The organism is Cellulomonas algicola (assembly GCF_019024305.1).
In the GTDB taxonomy this organism is placed as follows: domain Bacteria; phylum Actinomycetota; class Actinomycetes; order Actinomycetales; family Cellulomonadaceae; genus Cellulomonas; species Cellulomonas algicola.
In genome coordinates, this window is sequence record NZ_JAHKSJ010000013.1 from 293179 (window position 1) to 314081 (window position 20903).

At 73.4% G+C, this 20903-nt stretch carries 19 protein-coding genes; 10 read left to right on the forward strand and 9 right to left on the reverse strand.

Going from position 1 to position 20903, the window contains the following annotated elements; all coding sequences use genetic code 11:
* The first annotated feature begins 66 nt into the window (after positions 1 to 66).
* From KOV94_RS11965 to KOV94_RS11980, 4 genes are all read left to right on the forward strand, one after another.
* On the forward strand, positions 67 to 2070 hold the full coding sequence (locus KOV94_RS11965; protein ID WP_124343256.1) for an APC family permease: 2004 nt from the start codon (positions 67 to 69) through the stop codon (positions 2068 to 2070).
* Positions 2060 to 3322, forward strand: coding sequence for a class I SAM-dependent RNA methyltransferase (locus KOV94_RS11970; protein ID WP_308160510.1), 1263 nt, complete (start codon positions 2060 to 2062; stop codon positions 3320 to 3322). Before KOV94_RS11965 ends, KOV94_RS11970 begins: the two co-directional genes overlap by 11 nt.
* 87 nt (positions 3323 to 3409) lie before the next feature.
* On the forward strand, positions 3410 to 3586 hold the full coding sequence (locus KOV94_RS11975; RefSeq protein ID WP_124343900.1) for a translation initiation factor 2: 177 nt from the start codon (positions 3410 to 3412) through the stop codon (positions 3584 to 3586).
* 250 nt (positions 3587 to 3836) lie between these two features.
* The gene (locus KOV94_RS11980; RefSeq protein WP_218052141.1) at positions 3837 to 6644 is read left to right on the forward strand and encodes an aconitate hydratase; all 2808 of its coding nucleotides are present in this window, start codon (positions 3837 to 3839) and stop codon (positions 6642 to 6644) included.
* A 100-nt stretch (positions 6645 to 6744) separates the two neighbouring features.
* Here the strand turns inward: KOV94_RS11980 and KOV94_RS11985 are convergent, their stop codons facing one another.
* The 4 genes from KOV94_RS11985 to KOV94_RS12000 all read right to left on the reverse strand — a co-directional run bounded on the left by KOV94_RS11985 (position 6745) and on the right by KOV94_RS12000 (position 9476).
* A complete protein-coding gene (locus KOV94_RS11985; RefSeq protein WP_235843517.1) occupies positions 6745 to 7113 on the reverse strand; it encodes a DUF2071 domain-containing protein in 369 nt (122 codons plus the stop codon).
* 86 nt (positions 7114 to 7199) lie between these two features.
* A complete protein-coding gene (locus KOV94_RS11990) occupies positions 7200 to 7628 on the reverse strand; it encodes a DUF1801 domain-containing protein (protein ID WP_124343903.1) in 429 nt (142 codons plus the stop codon).
* Positions 7629 to 7660: 32 nt separating this feature from the next.
* A complete protein-coding gene (locus KOV94_RS11995; RefSeq protein ID WP_218052142.1) occupies positions 7661 to 8557 on the reverse strand; it encodes an arginase family protein in 897 nt (298 codons plus the stop codon).
* A 37-nt stretch (positions 8558 to 8594) separates the two neighbouring features.
* Positions 8595 to 9476, reverse strand: a complete 882-nt coding sequence (locus KOV94_RS12000; protein ID WP_124341793.1) for an aminoglycoside phosphotransferase family protein — start codon at positions 9474 to 9476, stop codon at positions 8595 to 8597.
* Between the two features lie 386 nt (positions 9477 to 9862).
* Between KOV94_RS12000 and KOV94_RS12005 the strand changes: the two genes are divergently transcribed.
* Positions 9863 to 10057 carry a hypothetical protein gene (locus KOV94_RS12005; protein WP_218052143.1) on the forward strand — a complete coding sequence of 65 codons (195 nt, stop codon included), beginning with the start codon at positions 9863 to 9865 and terminating at the stop codon, positions 10055 to 10057.
* A gap of 51 nt (positions 10058 to 10108) precedes the next feature.
* Here the strand turns inward: KOV94_RS12005 and KOV94_RS12010 are convergent, their stop codons facing one another.
* The 3 genes from KOV94_RS12010 to KOV94_RS12020 are packed head-to-tail and all read right to left on the reverse strand — an operon-like array spanning position 10109 to position 12944.
* A complete protein-coding gene (locus tag KOV94_RS12010) occupies positions 10109 to 10798 on the reverse strand; it encodes an NUDIX hydrolase (RefSeq protein WP_124341795.1) in 690 nt (229 codons plus the stop codon).
* On the reverse strand, positions 10795 to 11484 hold the full coding sequence (locus KOV94_RS12015; protein WP_124341796.1) for a type 1 glutamine amidotransferase: 690 nt from the start codon (positions 11482 to 11484) through the stop codon (positions 10795 to 10797). The genes KOV94_RS12010 and KOV94_RS12015 overlap by 4 nt, the downstream gene beginning before the upstream one ends.
* 5 nt (positions 11485 to 11489) lie before the next feature.
* The gene (locus KOV94_RS12020) at positions 11490 to 12944 is read right to left on the reverse strand and encodes a GuaB1 family IMP dehydrogenase-related protein (RefSeq protein WP_218052144.1); all 1455 of its coding nucleotides are present in this window, start codon (positions 12942 to 12944) and stop codon (positions 11490 to 11492) included.
* 243 nt (positions 12945 to 13187) lie between these two features.
* Between KOV94_RS12020 and dxs the strand changes: the two genes are divergently transcribed.
* The 4 genes from dxs (at position 13188) to KOV94_RS12040 (ending at position 19140) form a co-directional block, all read left to right on the forward strand.
* Complete coding sequence (dxs, locus tag KOV94_RS12025; RefSeq protein WP_218052145.1) at positions 13188 to 15086, forward strand: 1-deoxy-D-xylulose-5-phosphate synthase; 1899 nt, start codon at positions 13188 to 13190, stop codon at positions 15084 to 15086.
* Positions 15087 to 15188: 102 nt separating this feature from the next.
* Positions 15189 to 17462, forward strand: a complete 2274-nt coding sequence (gene pflB, locus KOV94_RS12030) for a formate C-acetyltransferase (protein ID WP_218052146.1) — start codon at positions 15189 to 15191, stop codon at positions 17460 to 17462.
* A gap of 55 nt (positions 17463 to 17517) precedes the next feature.
* Entirely contained in the window at positions 17518 to 18408 is an 891-nt protein-coding gene (gene pflA, locus KOV94_RS12035) for a pyruvate formate-lyase-activating protein (RefSeq protein ID WP_162352142.1), read from the forward strand.
* 66 nt (positions 18409 to 18474) lie between these two features.
* A complete protein-coding gene (locus KOV94_RS12040; protein ID WP_218052147.1) occupies positions 18475 to 19140 on the forward strand; it encodes an AIM24 family protein in 666 nt (221 codons plus the stop codon).
* Between the two features lie 11 nt (positions 19141 to 19151).
* Here KOV94_RS12040 and KOV94_RS12045 read toward each other — a convergent pair whose 3' ends face one another.
* Entirely contained in the window at positions 19152 to 19616 is a 465-nt protein-coding gene (locus KOV94_RS12045) for a MarR family winged helix-turn-helix transcriptional regulator (RefSeq protein ID WP_218052148.1), read from the reverse strand.
* A gap of 84 nt (positions 19617 to 19700) precedes the next feature.
* Between KOV94_RS12045 and KOV94_RS12050 the strand changes: the two genes are divergently transcribed.
* Complete coding sequence (locus KOV94_RS12050) at positions 19701 to 20141, forward strand: nuclear transport factor 2 family protein (RefSeq protein WP_218052149.1); 441 nt, start codon at positions 19701 to 19703, stop codon at positions 20139 to 20141.
* Between the two features lie 33 nt (positions 20142 to 20174).
* On the opposite strand, the gene KOV94_RS12055 is transcribed toward KOV94_RS12050, so the two are convergent.
* A complete protein-coding gene (locus KOV94_RS12055) occupies positions 20175 to 20846 on the reverse strand; it encodes a maleylpyruvate isomerase N-terminal domain-containing protein (protein ID WP_218052150.1) in 672 nt (223 codons plus the stop codon).
* Positions 20847 to 20903 lie beyond the last annotated feature (57 nt).

Below are 20903 nucleotides of genomic sequence, written 5' to 3' on the forward strand. Positions count from 1 at the left end.
GAGCCGACGACCTGCGGGACCACCGGATGGTGCTGCGGGGTCACGGCGGGCCTAGCATCAGACATCGTGTCGGATCTCGCGGATGCCGCCAAGCGACTCGTCCTCGGACGCCCCGTCCGGAGCGACCGCCTCGGCCACACGCTCCTGCCGAAGCGGATCGCCCTGCCGGTGTTCGCGTCGGACGCGCTGTCCTCGGTGGCGTACGCGCCCGACGAGATCCTGCTGACGCTGTCGCTGGCCGGGCTGTCGGCGCTCGTCATCTCCCCGTGGGTCGGTCTCGCGGTCGTGGTCGTGATGATCACGGTGGTCGCGTCGTACCGGCAGAACGTGCACGCCTACCCGTCGGGCGGTGGCGACTACGAGGTCGCGAACACCAACCTGGGCCCGAACGCGGGCGTGACGGTCGCGAGCGCGCTGCTGGTCGACTACGTGCTCACGGTCGCGGTGTCGATCTCGTCCGGCGCGCAGTACGCCGCGACGGCGTTCCCGCCCCTGCGCGGGCACGAGGCCGCGTTCGCGATCGGGCTGGTCGTGCTGCTCACCATCGCGAACCTGCGCGGCGTCAAGGAGTCCGGGAGCGCGTTCGCGATCCCCGTGTACCTCTTCATGTTCGCGATCGGGTCGCTCGCGCTGTTCGGCGCGATCCGGTACTTCACCGGCTCGCTGCCGCTCGCGGAGAGCGCGGGCTTCGACGTCGCACCCGAGGCCGGGTTCGACCAGGGGCTCGCGGGTCTCGCCGGCTTCTTCCTCATCCTGCGCGCGTTCGCGTCCGGGTGTGCCGCGCTGACCGGCGTCGAGGCGATCAGCAACGGCGTCCCGGCGTTCAAGAAGCCGAAGTCGAAGAACGCGGCGACGACGCTCGCGCTGCTCGGCGGGCTCTCGATCGTCATGATCATGTCGATCCTGCTGCTCGCGCAGGCGACGCAGGTGCGGTTCGCCGAGGACCCGTCCGTGCAGCTGCTCGAGGACGGCGTGCCCGTCGGCGACGACTACGTGCAGCACCCCGTCATCAGCCAGCTCGCCGACTCGGTCTTCCAGGGCATCCCGGTGATGTTCGTGCTGGTGTCGGTGGTGACGGGCCTCATCCTGGTGCTCGCCGCGAACACCGCCTTCAACGGCTTCCCCGTGCTCGGGTCGATCCTGGCGCGTGACGGATACCTGCCGCGCCAGCTGCACACGCGCGGCGACCGGCTGGCCTTCTCCAACGGCATCGTCACGCTCGCGGCCGCGGCGATCGCGCTGATCTGGGCGTTCGACGCCGAGGTCACGCGCCTCATCCAGCTCTACATCGTCGGCGTCTTCGTGTCCTTCACGATCAGCCAGACCGGCATGGTGCGGCACTGGACGCGAGCGCTGCGCACCGAGCCGAACCCGTCGGTGCGCAGCCAGATGAAGCGCTCGCGGGTCATCAACACGATCGGCCTCGCGATGACGGGGACGGTGCTCGTGATCGTGCTCGTCACGAAGTTCACCCACGGTGCGTGGATCGCGATCCTCGCGATGGTCGCGGTGTACGTGCTCATGAAGGGCATCAACAAGCACTACCAGCACGTGCGCGCCGAGCTCGCGCTCGGCGAGGACGCCGACGCGCACCGGGCGCTGCCGAGCCGCGTGCACGCGATCGTGCTCGTGTCGCACCTGCACCGGCCGACCATGCGCGCGCTCGCCTACGCCCGGGCGTCGCGGCCGCAGCTGCTCGAGGCCGTCACGGTGGGCGTCGACCCGGAGGACGTCGACGCGCTGCGCGCGCAGTGGGAGTCGATGAACCTGCCCGTCCCGCTGCGCGTGCTGGACTCGCCGTTCCGCGAGATCACGCGGCCCGTGCTCACGTACGTGCGGTCGATCCGCCGCGAGAGCCCGCGCGACCTCGTCGTCGTGTACATCCCCGAGTACGTCGTCGGGCACTGGTGGGAGCAGCTGCTGCACAACCAGAGCGCGCTGCGCCTCAAGGGGCGCCTGCTGTTCACCCCGGGCGTGGTGGTGGCGTCGGTGCCGTGGCAGCTCGCCTCGACGGAGGGGCAGACAGGTCTCGAGGACCCGGTGCGGGGTACGGTGCCGCGTGGTTACTGAGACGACGGAGGCCGTGGGCGCGGTCGTGGAGCTCGAGGTCGGGCCGGTCGCGCACGGCGGGCACTGCGTCGCGCGGCACCAGGGGCGCGTCGTGTTCGTACGGCACACGCTGCCCGGCGAGCGCGTGCGTGCGCGGCTGACGGACGCGGGGGAGACCGCGAAGTTCTGGCGTGCCGACGCGGTCGAGGTGCTCGACGCGTCGGCCGACCGGGTCGCGTCCGCGTGGCCGCAGGCCGGTGCGGGCGGCGTGGGCGGTGGCGAGCTGGCGCACGTCGCGCTGCCCGCGCAGCGTGCGTGGAAGCAGGCGGTGCTCGAGGAGCAGCTGCGACGGCTCGCACGCGACGAGCGGTCCGTCCCGGTGCACGCGGCACCCGGGGACGACGAGCGCGGCGGGCTGCACTGGCGCACGCGCATCGACCTCGTCGCCGACGCCGAGGGCCGCGCCGGCATGCGCGGGCACCGGTCGCACGAGGTGCACGCGCTGACCGCGATGCCGCTCGCGACCGAGCGGATCGAGGCGCTCGGGCTGTTCGACCGGCGGTGGACGGCCGGTGCACGGATCGAGGCGGTCGCTCCGGCCGGCGGCGACACGCCCGTGGTCCTGCTCGACGGGGCGCCGTTCGACCTGTCCCGCGGTCGCGTCGACCCGCGCCCGAACGCCCGTGCGGCGGTGCGCGAGGAGGTGCGTCGCGGCGACGTCGGGTACGCGTACCGCGTCGCGGCCGCCGGCTTCTGGCAGGTGCACCGTCAGGCTCCGGGCGTCCTGGTCGACGCCGTGCTGACCGGCCTGGGCGACGTGACCGGGGCGACCGTGCTGGACCTGTACGCGGGCGCGGGCCTGTTCACGCTCCCGCTCGCGGACGCGGTCGCGGACGGTGAGGTGGTGTCCGTCGAGGGCGACGCGCGCGCGGTGCGCGACGCGCGACGCAACGTGCACGACCGCCCGAACGTCGAGCTGCACGCGGGCGACGTCGCGCGTGTCCTCGTGGGCACGCAGGACGCCGACTCGGACGTGGTGCACGCCGACGCGGTCGTGCTCGACCCGCCGCGCACGGGCGCGGGTCGACGGGTCGTCGACGCGATCACCGCGCTGCGTCCCGAGCGCGTCGTCTACGTGGCGTGCGACCCGGCCGCGCTCGCGCGCGACGTCGCGCTGTTCGGGGGCGCGGGGTACGGGCTCGTCGACCTCCAGGGCTACGACCTGTTCCCGATGACGCACCACGTCGAGGCCGTCGCCGTCCTGTCCCGCTGACGCCGCTCGTCACCGCGACGGCCGCGCTGACCAGCGCTAGCGTGGGCGGGAGCCGGACCGCGGCGGCCCGGCGGAGGGAGGCACCCCGTGACCGAGAAGGACGCGGCGCACCGCCTGGCGGAAGCGAGCCGGCTGGCGACGCAGGAGCTCCACAAGCAGGGCACGCCCGACTACGACCCGCGCGCGCACGAGCGGGCCGTGGAGGCGGAGCGCAAGGCGCTCGACGCCCTCGAGGCCGAGAAGAAGGCGTCCGGGACGACCTGACCGGCCGCGCGCGGCCCGTCGGCCCCCGTCGTGGTCCGGCTCGTCGCCGGGCGGGCGACGGGGGCCGCGCCGTGCCGGTCCTCCGCGACGCGCCCGGAGCGTGGACGGAGGTGCGCCGAGCCGTTCCGAGCATGTATCTTGACGTCGAGATAATTCGCGACCCGAGCCGCCGTAGGCTGGGAGGTCGCACCGTCCTGCCGCCTGGGTGACCCCCATCCCCGGGCAGACTCGCCCAGCGAAGGAGCACCACGTGAGCAGCGTCGACAGCTTCGGATCGAAGGGAACCCTCGAGGTCGGTGACGCCTCGTACGAGGTCTACCGCCTCGCGGCGGTCCCCGGTCTGGAGCGCCTGCCGTTCAGCCTCAAGATCCTCGCGGAGAACCTGCTCCGCACCGAGGACGGCGCGAACATCACCGCCGACCACGTGCGCGCGCTCGCCGGGTGGGACCCGAACGCCCAGCCCGACACCGAGATCCAGTTCACGCCCGCCCGCGTGATCATGCAGGACTTCACCGGCGTGCCCTGTGTCGTCGACCTCGCCACGATGCGCGAGGCCGTCGCGGAGCTCGGCGGCGACCCGTCCCGCATCAACCCGCTCGCGCCCGCCGAGATGGTCATCGACCACTCCGTGCAGATCGACGTCGCGGGACGCCCCGACGCGTTCGAGCGGAACGTCGAGCTCGAGTACCAGCGCAACCGTGAGCGCTACCAGTTCCTGCGCTGGGGCCAGACGGCGTTCGACGACTTCAAGGTCGTCCCGCCGGGCACCGGCATCGTGCACCAGGTCAACATCGAGTACCTCGCGCGCGGCGTCATGGTCCGTGACGGTCGTGCCTACCCCGACACGTGCGTCGGCACCGACTCGCACACGACGATGGTCAACGGCCTCGGCGTCCTGGGCTGGGGCGTCGGCGGCATCGAGGCCGAGGCGGCCATGCTCGGCCAGCCGGTGTCGATGCTCATCCCGCGCGTCGTCGGGTTCAAGCTCACGGGCCAGATCCCGTCGGGCGTGACCGCGACCGACGTCGTGCTCACCATCACGCAGCAGCTGCGCCAGCACGGTGTCGTCGGCAAGTTCGTCGAGTTCTACGGCGACGGCGTCGCCGCGGTGCCGCTCGCGAACCGCGCCACGATCGGCAACATGAGCCCCGAGTTCGGCTCGACGGTGGCGATCTTCCCGATCGACGGCGTGACCATCGAGTACCTGCGCCTCACCGGCCGCTCGCAGGAGCAGCTGGCGCTCGTCGAGGCGTACGCCAAGGAGCAGGGCCTCTGGCACGACCCGTCGGCCGAGGGCTACACGGAGCCGGTCTTCTCCGAGTACCTCGAGCTCGACCTGTCGACGGTCGTCCCGTCGATCGCCGGCCCGAAGCGCCCGCAGGACCGCATCGAGCTGTCCGAGGCCAAGGAGTCGTTCGCGGCGTCGATCCTCGACTACGTCGACCCGCACGAGGCCGCCGCGTTCACCGGTCTCGACGAGTCCGTCGAGGAGACCTTCCCGGCGTCCGACCCGATCGCGGCCAGCGCGCACACCGACTCGTCCGACGCACCCGCGGGCGCGCTGCACGGCGACTCGGCCCACCGCCCGCACAAGCGCGTCCCCGTGACGCTCGCGGACGGCACCCGGACCGAGCTGGACCACGGGCACGTCGTCATCGCGTCGATCACGTCGTGCACCAACACGTCGAACCCGTCGGTCATGCTGGCGGCGGCGCTGCTCGCGCGGAACGCGGTCGAGAAGGGCCTGACGGCCAAGCCGTGGGTCAAGACGTCGATGGCGCCCGGCTCGCAGGTCGTCACGAACTACTACGAGAAGGCCGGCCTGTGGCCGTCGCTCGAGAAGCTCGGCTTCCACCTGGTCGGCTACGGCTGCGCCACGTGCATCGGCAACTCGGGCCCGCTGCCCGACGAGGTGTCGGCGACCGTCAACGAGCACGACCTGTCGGTCGTCTCGGTGCTGTCGGGCAACCGCAACTTCGAGGGGCGCATCAACCCCGACGTGAAGATGAACTACCTCGCGTCGCCGCCGCTGGTCATCGCGTACGCGCTGGCCGGGACGATGGACTTCGACTTCGAGAACGAGCCGCTCGGCACGACCGAGTCCGGCGAGCCGGTGTTCCTCCGCGACATCTGGCCGTCGCCGCAGGACGTGCAGGCGACGATCGACGCGTCGATCGACCGTCAGATGTTCACCGAGGACTACGCCGACGTGTTCACCGGCGACGAGCGGTGGCGCTCGCTGCCGACGCCCGAGGGCAACACGTTCGAGTGGGACGCCGAGTCGACCTACGTCCGCAAGCCCCCGTACTTCGAGGGCATGGGCGCGACGCCGGAGCCCGTCACCGACATCACCGGCGCGCGCGTGCTCGCGAAGCTCGGCGACTCGGTCACCACCGACCACATCAGCCCCGCGGGCTCGATCAAGGCGGACAGCCCCGCGGGCGTCTACCTGGCCGAGCACGGCGTCGAGCGTCGCGACTTCAACTCCTACGGCTCGCGCCGCGGGAACCACGAGGTCATGATCCGCGGCACGTTCGCGAACATCCGCCTGCGCAACCAGCTCGTCCCCGGCACCGAGGGCGGGTTCACCAAGAACCTGCTCACGGGCGAGGACACGACGATCTACGACGCGTCGGTCGCCTACCAGGAGGCGGGCGTCCCGCTCGTCGTCCTCGGCGGCAAGGAGTACGGCTCGGGCTCGTCGCGCGACTGGGCGGCCAAGGGCACGCGTCTGCTGGGCGTCCGCGCGGTCATCACCGAGTCGTTCGAGCGCATCCACCGCTCCAACCTGATCGGGATGGGCGTGCTGCCGCTGCAGTTCCCCGAGGGCGAGAACGCCGACTCCCTCGGCCTGGACGGCACCGAGACGTTCGACATCGCGGGCGTCACCGAGCTCAACGAGGGCCGCACGCCCCGCACGGTGCACGTGACCGCCACGAAGGCCGACGGCGGCGTCGTCGAGTTCGACGCGGTCGTCCGCATCGACACCCCCGGCGAGGCGGACTACTACCGCAACGGCGGCATCCTGCAGTACGTGCTGCGGTCGCTGGTCAGCTGACCTCCGCCGGCGCCTCGCGCGCCGCCGGCCGACGGGCCGTCTCCCTCCCGGGGAGGCGGCCCGTCGTCGTCGCGGGTGGCACGACGCTGCGGCGGTGTCCTCACGGCAGCGAGGGGCGGGGGGCGCCGATGCGCACGTCCACGCCCGGCGACCAGCGGGCGTGCGGGGGTCCGGACGGCGCGGGCAGGCCGCGCGCGCGCAGGAGGTTCGTGCGCAGACCCACGACGGTCGCCTGCCGCAGCGGCCACGGCTCGTGCTCGACCGGGACCCGGGTCAGGCGGACGGGCCCGCGCCGGGCGTCGGCGTTCCAGCGGCCGGTCACGGCGACCGTCCAGTCGCCGGGCGTGCGGAGGTCGTCGCCGAGCGCCAGGCGCGCGTTCAGGAGCTCTCCACGTGACGACGTGGCCGTGCACGTCACGCGGTCCCCGCCGCCGCCGGGCCCGCGGGCGAAGTCCGTGGTCGCGTGCACGGAGGGGAGGCCCAGCTGTCAACCCGGTGACCGGCGACGCGCGCGCTCACGGCCGCCTGCCGTGGTGGTCGCGCACGCCGCCCGGCCTACGCCTGCCCGAACCCCGGTGCGGACGTCACCACCCACGAGCGGCGCAGCAGCTCGTCGAGCACCGTCAGGTCGACCTTGTCGAGGTCCTTGAGGTAGAGGCAGCTGACGCTCGTCGTGTGCGGCCCGAGCTCCGCCAGCAGGTCGGCGTGCGCGTCGAAGCCGTCCGGGAGGTAGACGGTCGTCGACGTGCGGCGCGGCGAGAAGCCGGCGGCTGCCGCGTCGCCCTCGCGGCCCGACGCGTACCGGTAGTGGTACCGGCCGTACCCGACGATCGACGGTCCCCACAGGCGCGGCTCCTCGCCGGTCACGCGGCCGTAGAGGTCGAGCAGCCGGTGCGCGTCGCGGCGCCGGACGGGGTGCTCGACGGACTCGACGAACGCCAGGACGTCCGCGTCGGTGGGGAGGGTCTTCGGCTGGTCGGCCATGGGAGCCAGTATCTCCGCGCGACGCGGCGGGGTCACGGGCCGACGGCGACCGCGCCGGCGAGCAGCGCGACGAGCGTGCGCAGATGCGTCCGCGCGTCGTCGTCGCGATCAGGGTTGGCCTCGACGACGACGAGGCCGGCGAAGCCGTCGGTCCGCACCAGCGCCCGCAGCAGGCGCGCGAGGACCGGTTCCGTGAGTCCGCGGCCGTAGGTCGGGACGTCGGCCAGCGGCAGCGCGAAGAAGTCGAGCACGTCGACGTCGAGGTGCACGAGGAAGCCGTCCGAACCGGCGACGCCGGCCGCGACCGCCGCCGCGTCCTCGGTGCCGTCGACGACGACGGACGCCGGGACGCGGGTCGCGGGCACCTGTCCGTGCACGTCCTCCTCCTCGTCCGCGTACCCGACGAACGCGAGCCGATCGGCGGTCACGAGGGGCCGGCGCGGGCCGAGCCCGGCGAGTGCGTCGTGCGTGCCGGGCAGGTCCAGGGCGTGCGCCATGCCCATGGAGTCGGCGATCGGCTCGTCGGTGTGGTCGGTCGGCAGGTGCAGGTCCTGGCCGCCGTCGACGTACACGACCCCGAGGTCCCGGCCTGCGTCGGCGGCCGCCGCGAGGACCGCGAGCGTCACGGTGCACTCGCCACCCAGGACGACGGGCACGTGCCCCGCGGCCAGCACGCCGAGCACCGCGGCGCGCGCCTCCTGCAGCACCGCCGCGACGCGCTCGACGTCGTGCGGGACCGTCCGCACGGGCGCGTCGTGCCGCCACCGCGCGACCGTCGTGTCGCCGTGGTCCACGACGTCGCGCCCGGCGGCCGTCAGCGCCGCGACGAGCCCGGCGGCACGCAGCGCGGCGGGCGCGCGCTCGAGCCCGGGGGCGTGGGCGGCGGCGCTGGACGGCACGCCGAGGAGTCCGAGAGGCGCGGTGCTCATGGCGGCCACCGTACGGACGAGGCCCGACACGGACCGGTCAGTCGACGAGCGCCTCGGCCAGCGCGCGTCGTCCGACCTGCGCGAGGTGCGGGTGGTCGACGGGGTGCTGGAGCAGCACCACCGCGAGGTGCAGCGCCCACGCGTGCGCGCGTCGCCACGTCGCGTCGTCCCAGCCGCAGGCGGCGTCCACGCGCTCGCGGAACGCGCGCCGCCCGTCGGTGTCGAACGTGAGCCACGCCGTCGCCAGGTCCGACGCCGGGTCGCCCGAGGTCACGTCGCCGAAGTCGATGAGCGCGTGCAGCCGGCCGTCGCGCACGAGCAGGTTGGCGGGGTGCGGGTCGCCGTGCAGCCACAACGCGGGACCGTCCCAGGCGGGTGCGGCGGCGAGCTCGGCACGGCGTTCGAGCACCCGGTCGGCCTCCGGGAGCGCGACCCGGTCGAGCCGTTCCCGCAGGGTCGTCGTGTCGGGGGAGAGCGGGACGCCGCGGAACGGGTTGACCGGTGCGTCGGCCGGCGCCGGCCGGTGCAGCGCGACGAACACCTCGGCCAGGTCGCCGGCCCACGCGGTCCGGTCGGTGACCGGCACGCTCCACGCCGGATCGGCGTGGAACCACGGCACGACGCTCCACGCCCAGGGGTACGCGTCGCCCGGCATCCCGACGCGGAGAGGGACCGGCGTCGCCACGGGCAGCCGCGGCGCGAGGACCGGCAGCCACTTCTGCTCGTGCGCGACGAGCGGCGCGGACACCGACCGGACCGGGAACCGGAGCGCCAGGTCGTCCCCGAGCCGCCACAGGACGTTGTCCCACCCGGTCCCGGCGGGCGCGAGCGGCAGGTCGGCGAGGTCGGGGTGCTGGGCGCGCAGCAGCGTCCGGACGAGCGTCTCGTCGACCTCGACCTCGGGCACGGGATGCGTCACGGTGCTCCTCTCGCGCGGTGCGGTGCTCCGCGGGGTGGATCGGTCGGTGAACCACCGCGGGCCGTCGGTCCGCCAGGCTACGGTGCGGTCGACGGGCGCGACGGCGCGACCGTCGGTGGGAGGTCGCGGTGCGGGCGGGAGCGCGGGCGCACGGGATCCGGCGCGCGGTGCGTGCTGGGGGGGGCCGCGGCGACGGTGCTGGTCGTCGCCGCGTGCGGGACCGGCAGCGAGGCCGGCTTCGGGATGCCCACGCAGCAGAGCGTCGGGCAGGTCCCCGGCGAGCGGAGCGACGTCGAGGGCGTCCTGCGTGTCGAGGCGAACGGCTGCTTCACGCTCGAGCCGACGACGGCACGCGCCCGTGGGTCGTGTGGCCCGCGGGGACCACCATGGACGCCGACGCCGCCGTGCTCGGCACGACGCGTGCGACGGACGGCGACCGACTCGCAGGACGCGGTGTCCTCGTCGACGCCTCGGCGTTGCCCGGCTGGGAGAACGCCGACTCGTACGCCCACGCGTTCGGCGCGTTCTGCGACGCGGAGGCGGTCGGCGTCGTGGCGCTCGACGAGGTGGACCGGCGCTGACGGCGGCGCGGTCGTCCGGCCGGGACGTGCGGTGCGTGCGGGCGGCGTTGGTCAGCGCGGCGGCCGGACCTCGCGGCGCACGTCCCACGGCACCGCCCAGCCGAGCGCGTCGAACATGCGGCTCAGCACGATGCCGGTGAAGCCCCACACGACCAGGTCGTCGACGACGAACGCGGGCGTCCGCACGCGCGCCCCGAAGCGTTCGTGCACGACGCTCGCGCGGTTCGCCGGGTCGAGCAGGTCGGCGACGGGGAGGCGGAAGACGTCGACGGTCTCGGCGTGGTCGACCGCCGCCACCTGCGACGGGTGCGTCCACCAGGCGGGGACGGGCGTCACGAGGTGGTTGCTCACCGGCACGGCGAGGGGCGGCAGCGTGCCCAGCACCTCGACACCGGACGGGTCGAGGCCGGTCTCCTCGACGGCCTCGCGGACCGCGGCCGCCGCGGGGGAGCGGTCGGTCGGCTCGGTGCGCCCGCCCGGGAACGCGACCTGACCCGCGTGGTGGCCGAGGGTCGCCGCACGACGCTGGAGCAGCACGTCGAGGTCACGCGCGACGGCGGCCTCGCCCGTGCCCGCGTCGATCGCGTCGAGCACGCCGAACAGCACGAGCACCGCCGCGGGTCGGGCGGCCGACACGTCGGGCAGCACCCGCGTGGGGTCGACCCGCCAGTCCAGCCCGCGGGCGCACAGCTCGAGGAGCTCGGCCCGGGCACCCGCGGGCGTCGTCGGATCGGCCGTCATCCGCGCGCCCGGACGAGCTCCCCGAACGCGGCGAACGCCTTCTCGGCGGCGGGAACGAGGGCCGGCAGGTGCTGCCCGCCGCCCGCGCGGATCGCGTCGACGTCCTCGGGCTCCAGGTCGGCCGTCATGTCGGGCGTCCCCAGCCACAGGTCGAGCATCGACACGGTGACCTCGGGGTGGAACTGCAGCCCGAGCGCGCTGCCCGCGCGGAACGCCTGCACGGGCGTGGCCGGTGTCGACGCGAGCAGCGTCGCGCCCGCCGGGAGGTCGACCGCGTCGGAGTGCCAGTGCAGCACGGTCGGCCGGTCACCGAGCGCGCCCAGCACGAGGTCCTCGGCGACGACGTCGACGGCGGCGAACCCGACCTCCGTGCCGTGCCGCAGGTGCAGCCGTGACCCGAGCGCGAGCGCCAGGATCTGCATGCCGAGGCACACGCCGAGCACGGGTACCTCCGCGTCGACCGCGTCGGCGAGCAGGCGCCGTTCGGCCGCGAGTCCCGGGAATCGCTCGTCGTCGGCGTCCATCGGCCCGCCCATGACGACCACGCCGCCGAGCGAGTCGAGCGCGGGCAGCCGCGGCTCCGCGTCGTGCAGCACCGTGCGGATCTGCAGCGGCCCGTCGATGCCGGCCGCGATCAGTCCCGGTCCCTCGTGCGGGACGTGCGTGAGGACGAGGACGGGGCGCACGCCGGTCACCAGCCGTCGGGCAGCGGGCGGCCCTCCTCGTAGCCCGCCGCGGACTGGATGCCGACCGTCGCGTGGTCGAAGAGCTCCTCGAGCGAGGTCGCGCCGACGTACGTCGCGGCCGAGCGGACGCCCGCGGTGACGTGGTCGAGCAGGTCCTCCACACCGGGACGGCGCGGGTCGAGGTACATGCGCGAGGACGAGATGCCCTCCTCGTAGAGCGCCTTGCGGGCCCGCTCGAACGCCGAGCCGCCCCGCGTGCGTGCGGCGACGGCACGCGCCGACGCCATGCCGAAGCTCTCCTTGTACAGGCGGCCCTCGCCGTCCTCGTGCAGGTCGCCGGGCGACTCGTGCGTCCCGGCGAACCAGGAGCCGATCATGACCTGCGACGCACCGGCGGCCAGCGCGAGCGCGACGTCGCGCGGGTGCCGCACGCCGCCGTCCGCCCACACGTGCCGGCCGAGCCGGCGGGCCTCGGCGGCGCACTCGAGCACCGCCGAGAACTGCGGGCGGCCGACCGCGGTCATCATGCGCGTCGTGCACATGGCGCCCGGGCCGACGCCGACCTTGACGATGTCCGCGCCGGCCTCGATCAGGTCGCGCGTGCCCTGCGCCGTCACGACGTTGCCCGCGACGACCGGGACCTGCGGGTCGAGCGAGCGGACCGCGCCGAGCGCCTCGAGCATCTTGCGCTGGTGGCCGTGGGCCGTGTCGACGACGAGCACGTCGACGCCCGCCTCGAGCAGCTCGGCCGTCTTGGCCTTGACGTCGCCGTTGATGCCGACCGCGGCCGCGACGCGCAGGCGGCCCTGGTCGTCGACGGCCGGCGTGTAGATCGACGAGCGCAGCGCCCCGACCTGCGTGAGCACGCCGACGAGGACGCCGTCGCGGACGACGGGGGAGAAGCGGCGGCGCGAGCCGTGCAGCTGCTCGAACGCGGCCTCGAGGCCGCGCGTGCCACCCTGCTCGACGACCGACAGGTCGACGGTCGTCGGGTGCGGGGACATGACGTCCTCGACCTGCGTGAACCGGTCGACGCCCTGGCAGTCGGCCTCGGTGAGGACGCCGACCGGGCGGCCGTCCTGCACGACGACCGCGGCGCCGTGGGACCGCTTGCCGATGAGCGTGAGGGCGGTGTGCACGGTGTCGTGCGGCGCGACGACGACCGCGCTCTCGACGACCGTGTGCCGCGCCTTGACGGACGACACGACGTCCGCGACCACGTCGGTCGGGATGTCCTGCGGGATGACCGCGATGCCGCCGCGGCGGGCGACCGTCTCGGCCATGCGGCGGCCGGCGACGGCCGTCATGTTGGCGACGACGACGGGGATGGTGGTGCCGGTGCCGTCGACGGGTGCGAGGTCGACGTCGAAGCGGGAGGTGACCTCGGAACGCGACGGGACGAGGAAGACGTCGCCGTAGGTGAGGTCGGAGGCCGGAGTCTGGCCGGGCAGGAAGCGCATGGGAGTTCCCCTTTCCGATCGATGGTACCGGGTGGGGTGCACGCGTCCCGGGGGCGACCGGGTCCAGCGCCCGGACCTGCGGCGTCGGCGCGCGGGTTCTTCACCGAGCCTCCACCGTACCGACCGCGCCCCTGACCTGCCCGGACGGCGAGCAGGTGCTTCCGGGACCTAGAGTGTGCAGGCGAAGCCTTCGGCGTCCGCAGCGTGCGGCATCGTCGCCGCACCGGGAGGAGAGGCTGCCTCATGGCACTGCTGGAGTCGATCACGTCACCTGCTGACGTGCGCCGCCTGACCCGCACGCAGGTCGCGCGGCTCGCGGAGGAGATCCGCACGTTCCTCGTCGAGTCGGTGTCCCGCACGGGCGGTCACCTGGGCCCGAACCTCGGGGTCGTCGAGCTGACGATCGCCCTGCACCGCGTCTTCGACTCGCCGCGCGACACCATGGTGTTCGACACGGGGCACCAGGCGTACGTGCACAAGCTGCTGACGGGCCGCACGGACTTCTCGCAGCTCCGCCGCCGCGGCGGGCTCTCGGGCTACCCCAGCCGCACGGAGTCCGAGCACGACGTCGTCGAGAACTCGCACGCGTCGACCGCGCTGTCGTGGGCGGACGGCATCGCGAAGGCCAACCAGCTCCAGGGCCGCGGCGAGCGGCACGTCGTCGCTGTCATCGGCGACGGCGCGCTCACGGGCGGCATGGCGTGGGAGGCCCTCAACAACATCGCGGCCGGGCAGGACCGGCGTCTCGTGGTCGTCGTCAACGACAACGGGCGGTCGTACGACCCGACGATCGGAGGCCTTGCGCGCCACCTCGACACGCTGCGCACGACGCAGGGCTACGAGAACGTCCTGTCGTGGGGCAAGCAGACGCTGCGCCGGTCGGGCCCGCCGGGGCGGTTCGCGTACGACGCGCTGCACGGCCTCAAGAAGGGCATCAAGGACGTCGTCGCCCCGCAGGGGATGTTCGAGGACCTCGGGCTCAAGTACGTCGGGCCCGTCGACGGGCACGACGAGCAGGCCGTCGAGCACGCGCTGCGCCGCGCCAAGGCGTTCGGCGGGCCGGTGATCGTGCACGTCATCACCGAGAAGGGCCGCGGGTACACGCCCGCCGAGCAGGACGTGGCGGACCGCTTCCACGCGGTCGGCCAGATCCACCCCGAGACGGGTCTGCCGCTCGCGCCGTCGCGGTTCGGCTGGACCAGCGTGTTCGCCGACGAGATCGTGCGCATCGGCCGCCGTCGCAAGGACGTCGTCGCGATCACGGCCGCGATGCTCCAGCCGGTGGGCCTCGCGCCGTTCGCCGCCGAGTTCCCCGACCGCGTGTTCGACGTCGGCATCGCCGAGCAGCACGCCGCCACCTCGGCCGCGGGCATGGCGTTCGGCGGGCTGCACCCCGTCGTCGCGGTCTACGCGACGTTCCTCAACCGCGCGTTCGACCAGGTCCTCATGGACGTCGCGCTGCACAGGGCCGGCGTCACGTTCGTGCTCGACCGGGCGGGGCTGACCGGCGACGACGGTGCGAGCCACAACGGGATGTGGGACATGGCGATGCTCGGCATCGTGCCCGGGCTGCGGCTCGCGGCACCCCGCGACGAGCCGACGCTGCGCGACGCGCTGCGTACCTCGGTCGACGTCGACGACGCACCGACGGTGGTCCGCTACCCGAAGGGTGCGATGGGCGACCCGCTGCCGGCGGTCGACGAGGTCGACGGCATCGACGTGCTCGCGCGGCACGACGGCGCCGACGCGGACGCGCCGTCCGTGCTCGTCGTCGGCGTCGGCGCGATGGCGGTGACGGCCGTCGCGACCGGTGAGGTGCTGGCCGCGCACGGTCTGCGCGTCACGGTCGTCGACCCGCGCTGGGTGCTCCCGGTCCCCATCGCGCTCACCAAGCTCGCGGGCGCGCACGACCACGTCGTGACGATCGAGGACGGGGTCGTGGACGGCGGCATCGGCGCGCTGCTCGGGCAGCGGTGCACCGACGTCGGGGTCCGCACGCCCGTCCAGGCGGTCGGCGTCCCGCGCCGGTTCCTCGACCACGCGTCGCGCGACCAGCTCGTCGGGGAGCTCCGGCTGGGGCCCAACGACGTGGCCCGGGACGTGCTCACCGCCCTCGGCCGACTGCCCGGGACGGCGCAGTAGCGCACGTCACAACGGCCCTCCCGAGGGCCGGGGCGAAGGTCCCAAGACATCCCATCACTTGCTCCGTAGGTTCGAGGTATCGACCCGCACGGAGGAGCGAAGATGTCCACCACCGCAGTCCCCGCCACCGCCCACGACGAGGCCACCACCCCGGCCGCGTGGACCGGATTCGTCGTCGGCCCGTGGGCCGACCACGTCGACGTGCGGGACTTCATCCAGCGCAACTACACGCCCTACGAGGGTGACAGCGCGTTCCTCGCGGGTCCGACCGCCCGCACGACCCGCATCTGGGACCGCCTCAGCGCGATGTTCCCGGCGGAGCGCGAGAAGGGCGTCTACGACGTCGACGCGAAGACCCCGTCGACGATCACGTCGCACGCCCCCGGCTACATCGCCCAGGACGACGAGATCATCGTCGGACTCCAGACGGACGCCCCGCTCAAGCGCGCGATCATGCCCAACGGCGGCTACCGGATGGTCGAGAAGTCGCTCGAGACCTACGGGTACGAGCCCGACCCGGTCGTCTCCGAGATCTTCAGCAAGTACCGCAAGACGCACAACGACGGCGTCTTCGACGTGTACCCGCCGGCCGTGCGCGCCGCGCGCTCCTCCCACATCATCACCGGCCTGCCGGACGCCTACGGCCGCGGCCGTATCATCGGCGACTACCGCCGCGTCGCCCTGTACGGCGTCGACGCGCTGATCGCCGCGAAGAAGCTCGAGCGTGCCGAGCTCGACATGGAGCGCTCGGTCGAGGACGTCATCCGCGACCGCGAGGAGAACGCCGAGCAGATCCGCGCGCTCGGCGAGCTCAAGCAGATGGCCGCGTCCTACGGCTACGACATCTCCGGGCCCGCGACGACCGGCCGCGAGGCCGTGCAGTGGCTGTACTTCGGCTACCTGGCCGCCGTGAAGGAGCAGAACGGCGCCGCGATGTCGCTCGGCCGCACGTCGACGTTCCTCGACATCTACCTCGAGCGCGACCTCGCCGCGGGGACGATCACCGAGGAGCAGGCGCAGGAGATCATCGACGACTTCGTCATCAAGCTGCGGATCGTGCGCTTCCTGCGCACCCCGGAGTACGACGCGCTGTTCTCGGGCGACCCGACGTGGGTGACCGAGTCGATCGGCGGCATGGGCGAGGACGGGCGGACGCTCGTCACGAAGACGTCGTTCCGCTACCTGCAGACGCTCTACAACCTGGGCCCGGCGCCCGAGCCGAACATGACGGTGTTCTGGAGCGACCAGCTCCCGGCCGGGTTCAAGGCCTACTGCGCGCAGGTGTCGATCGACACGAGCGCCGTGCAGTACGAGTCCGACGACCTCATCCGCGGCGACTGGGGCGACGACGCGGCCATCGCGTGCTGCGTGTCCCCGATGCGCGTCGGCAAGCAGATGCAGTTCTTCGGCGCGCGCGTGAACCTCGCGAAGGCGCTGCTGTACGCGATCAACGGCGGCCGCGACGAGGTCACCGGCAAGCAGGTCGCTCCGGTCAGCGCACCCGTCGAGGGCGACGTCCTCGACTACGACGACGTCATGGCGAAGTTCGACACGACGATGGACTGGCTGGCCCAGACGTACGTCGACGCGCTCAACTGCGTGCACTACATGCACGACAAGTACGCGTACGAGCGCATCGAGATGGCGCTGCACGACCGCGAGATCCTGCGGACGCTGGCCTGCGGCATCGCCGGCCTCTCGGTCGTCGCGGACTCGCTGTCGGCGATCAAGTACGCCAAGGTGACCGCGCTGCGCACGACCGACGGCCTCGTCACCGAGTACGCGATCGACGGCGACTTCCCGACCTACGGCAACGACGACGACCGCGCCGACGACATCGCCGTGTGGATCGTCAACACGTTCATGGAGAAGATCCGCCAGTACCCGACGTACCGGAAGGCGCTGCACACGCAGTCGGTCCTGACGATCACGTCGAACGTCGTCTACGGCAAGGCCACCGGCTCGACCCCCGACGGCCGTCGCGCCGGGGAGCCGTTCGCCCCCGGTGCCAACCCGATGAACGGCCGCGACTCGCACGGCATGCTCGCCTCGGCGCTGTCCGTCGCGAAGCTGCCGTACTCGCAGTCGCAGGACGGCATCTCGCTCACGTCGTCGGTCGTGCCCTCGGGCCTCGGCCGCACGCGGGAGGAGCAGGTGACGAACCTGGTCGGTCTGCTCGACGCGTACACGCTGTCGAACGGCTACCACATGAACGTCAACGTCCTGAACCGCGAGACGCTGCTCGACGCGATGGAGCACCCGGAGAACTACCCGCAGCTCACCATCCGCGTCTCGGGCTACGCCGTGAACTTCGTGCGGCTCACCCGCGAGCAGCAGCTCGACGTCCTGTCCCGGACGTTCCACGGCGCGGTCTGACCGACGCTGCACCGCACGCACCCGTAGCAGTCCCGGCACCGACAGGAGCACGACGATGACGACCCAGACCGACCAGCGGAGCACCGGCGCCCCCGTGGTGGCGCTCGGCACGCCGCTGGTCGGCGGGTCGCACGAGCGGGCCCACGGTGCCGGGACCGCCGGTCTCACCGAGGTCGAGGCCGAGCGGTCCGCCCGGCTCGCCGCGGTGCGGGCCGGCGACCTCGGGTCCGTGCACTCCTGGGAGCTCGTCACCGCGGTCGACGGCCCCGGGACGCGGCTCACGGTGTTCCTGGCCGGGTGCCCGCTGCGGTGCCTCTACTGCCACAACCCCGACACCATGGAGATGCGGCGCGGCACGGACGTCGCGGCCGACGACCTGCTGCGACGCGTGCAGCGCTACCGCGGCGTCATGAAGGCGACCGGCGGCGGCCTGACGATCTCCGGCGGCGAGCCGCTCATGCAGCCCGCGTACGTGCGACGGCTGCTGCGCGGCGCCAAGGCGATGGACGTGCACACCGCGATCGACACGTCGGGCTTCCTCGGCACGCAGCTCTCCGACGAGATGCTCGACGACGTCGACCTCGTGCTGCTCGACGTGAAGTCGGGCATCCCGGAGACCTACAAGAAGGTGACCGGTCAGGACCTCGCGCCGACCCTCGCGTTCGGGCGGCGGCTCGCCGAGCGCGGCACGCGCACCTGGATCCGCTTCGTCCTCGTCCCCGGCCTCACCGACGCGGTCGAGAACGTCGAGGCCGTCGCCGACTACGTCGCGTCGCTGGGGGAGTGCGTCGAGCGCGTCGAGGTGCTGCCCTTCCACCAGATGGGCCGCGACAAGTGGGACGAGCTCGGCATGCGCTACGAGCTCGGCGACACCGAGCCCCCGTCGCCCGAGCTCGTCGAGCGCGTCCGCGGCCAGTTCCGCGCGCGAGGCCTCACGACGTTCTGACCGGGGCGTCCCGCGCATGGCTCTGGCAGGCTGGCAGGACCACTCCCGAGCCGTGAGGAGCCCCCCGTGCGCAGCGCGATGTTCGGCAGCAGCCTCGAAGCCACCACCACCGACCGGTTCGCGCTGCAGAACGACAAGATGCTGCGCGTGCACCTCGACGGGGAGGTGCTCGCCCGGCAGGGTTCGATGGTCGCCTACCAGGGCGAGATGACCTTCGCCCACCAGGGCTCGGGCGGGGTGCAGAAGTTCCTCAAGAAGGCGTTCACCGGCGAGGGCGTCCCGCTCATGAAGGTCACCGGTCGCGGCGACCTGTTCCTCGCCGACGACGCGTCCGAGGTGCACGTCGTCACGCTCGAGGGCGACTCGATCACCGTGAGCGGGCGCAACGTGCTCGCGTTCGACACGTCGCTGCAGTGGGACATCCGCCGCGTCGAGGGCGCGTCGATGATGGCGGGCGGCCTGTTCAACACGGTCTTCACCGGCGTCGGCCAGCTCGCCATCACCTCGTTCGGCCCGCCCGTCATCCTGAACGTCGACCAGCCGACCTACGCCGACGCGCAGTCCGCGATCGCGTGGTCGTCGACGCTGCAGACCGCCGCCAAGTCGTCGATGTCGGCGGGTGCGCTCGTCGGGCGCGGGTCCGGCGAGGCGCTGCAGATCGCGTTCTCCGGTCAGGGGTTCGTCATCGTGCAGGCGTCGGAGGGCCCGCGGGTCGTCCAGCAGAACGGCTGAGCCCCGGCGGTTCAGGGGTGAGCGGGCTCGTCGTCCGGCAGCGGGGCGCCCGCCAGGCGCGCGAGCAGGCGAAGGAGCTGGGCGCGATCGTCCGGGTCGAGCGGGGCGAGGACGTCGTCCTGGGCTGCGAGGACGACGTTGTGGAGCTCGGCCAGGCGTCGGCGGCCGGCCGGTGTGAGCGCGACGGAGTTCCGCCGCCGGTCGTCCGGATCGGGCCGCCGGTCGACGACGCCCGCGGCGAGCAGGTCGGCCACGGCGCCGGCGACGTCGCTGCGGTCCAGCCCGACGAGCCGCCCCAGGTCGGCCTGGCTGAGCGCTCCGCGCTCGTCGAGCGCCGCGAGCATCGCGTAGTGGCTGCGGTGCGACCCGGCGGCGCGCATGCGCTCCGCGACGACCCCGCTCGCGCGTCGGGCGGCCTGGTTGAGCAGCCACGTCGGCAGAGCCCGCAGCCGGGCGGGCGCGGTCGAGACGTCCATGCGTCGCACTCTAGACCGTTGGCAGGACCATCAATTACCGTTGGTCGCACCAACATTGGTTCCACCAACGATCAGGAGGGCCTCATGGACGCCGCGCACCGGCTCGACCACCTCGACCACCTCGACCTCGTCGCGCGCCTCGGCGCGGGCCTCGACGAGGGGCGCTTCGACGGGCTGCGCACGCTGCTGACCGCCGACGCGACCGTGACCACGCCCGGCGGGCACGCGGAGGGGGAGGACGCCGTCGTCGCCCAGGCGGCACGCAACCACGCTGCCGGGACCCGGTACCAGCACCGGTTCACCGACGTCGTCACCGACGTGCTGCCCGACGGCGCGACTGCGCACGTGCGCGCCAACCTCACCCTGCGCGTCGTCCCGTCCGGGGCGGACGCGCCGGTCACCGAGGCCGGCAGCGTCTACCGCCTGACGACCCGGCGCACCGCCGACGGCTGGCGGATCCGCGACCTCGTCGTCGAGCCGGTGTGGCGCACAGGTGAGGTGCCCGTGCCGGTCGCCGTCCGGTAGCGCCCGCGGGCGAAGGTGCTCCGCCCCGGCGCGTCAGAACGCCGCGATGCTGCCCGGCGCGCGCTGCGGCCGGGACAGCGTCCGGACCAGCGCGTCCTGCCCGTGGCGACGCAGCGCGAGGTCCGACAGCAGGCGGACGACGGGCACGAGCGTCGCGGCGTCGAACTCCGGGGTCGGCAGACCGACGCTCGAGGCCAGGTCGTCGCTGTGCACGACGATCTCCATGAACCGCGTGACGAGGAAGTCGTCGGTCGCGAGCGCGGCGCCCGTCCACGGCAGCACGACGACGTCGGGCGCGGCGGCGAGCACGTCGTCGAGGCGGCCGAGGATCTCGCGGGCCTCCGCTGCCACGGCCTCGGGGCCGACCTCCGCCTCCTCCTCGGAGCGGGTGCGCACGCCCACGTTCGCGGGCCCGTCGAGGTCCTGCTGGATCCACGCCGCCTGCGCGTAGTGCTGGTCGACCGTGAACGGCTCGGCGTCGACTGCGGCCGGCTGGCCGGTGAGCACCTCGACGACTCGCAGCGGCTGGACGACGAGGTGCCGAGCGAGCGCGCCGACGCTCATGCCCGCGCACGACGACTCGTCGTGCCAGGCGGCGGCGACCTCGGGCCGCGCGACGAGGTCGACGAGCAGACGGGTCGCGGGGACGAGGGCGCTCCGGTCCAGGTCACCGGCGAACGTCAGGGGCGGCAGGGTGATCGGCACCGGGCCACCCTCGCGCACCGCGGTGACCTGGCGCAACGCGCGTCCGTCGGCGGGGAC

Excerpts from the sequence above, each read along its gene's own strand:
- KOV94_RS12050 (WP_218052149.1), top strand. The coding sequence starts at position 19,701 with ATGGACGCCGCGCACCGGCTCGACCACCTCGACCACCTCGACCTCGTC.
- KOV94_RS12010 (WP_124341795.1), bottom strand. The coding sequence starts at position 10,798 with ATGACGGCCGATCCGACGACGCCCGCGGGTGCCCGGGCCGAGCTCCTC.
- KOV94_RS11995 (WP_218052142.1), bottom strand. The coding sequence starts at position 8,557 with ATGAGCACCGCGCCTCTCGGACTCCTCGGCGTGCCGTCCAGCGCCGCC.
- pflB (WP_218052146.1), top strand. The coding sequence starts at position 15,189 with ATGTCCACCACCGCAGTCCCCGCCACCGCCCACGACGAGGCCACCACC.
- KOV94_RS12020 (WP_218052144.1), bottom strand. The coding sequence starts at position 12,944 with ATGCGCTTCCTGCCCGGCCAGACTCCGGCCTCCGACCTCACCTACGGC.
- KOV94_RS11990 (WP_124343903.1), bottom strand. The coding sequence starts at position 7,628 with ATGGCCGACCAGCCGAAGACCCTCCCCACCGACGCGGACGTCCTGGCG.
- dxs (WP_218052145.1), top strand. The coding sequence starts at position 13,188 with ATGGCACTGCTGGAGTCGATCACGTCACCTGCTGACGTGCGCCGCCTG.
- KOV94_RS12005 (WP_218052143.1), top strand. The coding sequence starts at position 9,863 with ATGGACGCCGACGCCGCCGTGCTCGGCACGACGCGTGCGACGGACGGC.
- KOV94_RS12045 (WP_218052148.1), bottom strand. The coding sequence starts at position 19,616 with ATGGACGTCTCGACCGCGCCCGCCCGGCTGCGGGCTCTGCCGACGTGG.
- pflA (WP_162352142.1), top strand. The coding sequence starts at position 17,518 with ATGACGACCCAGACCGACCAGCGGAGCACCGGCGCCCCCGTGGTGGCG.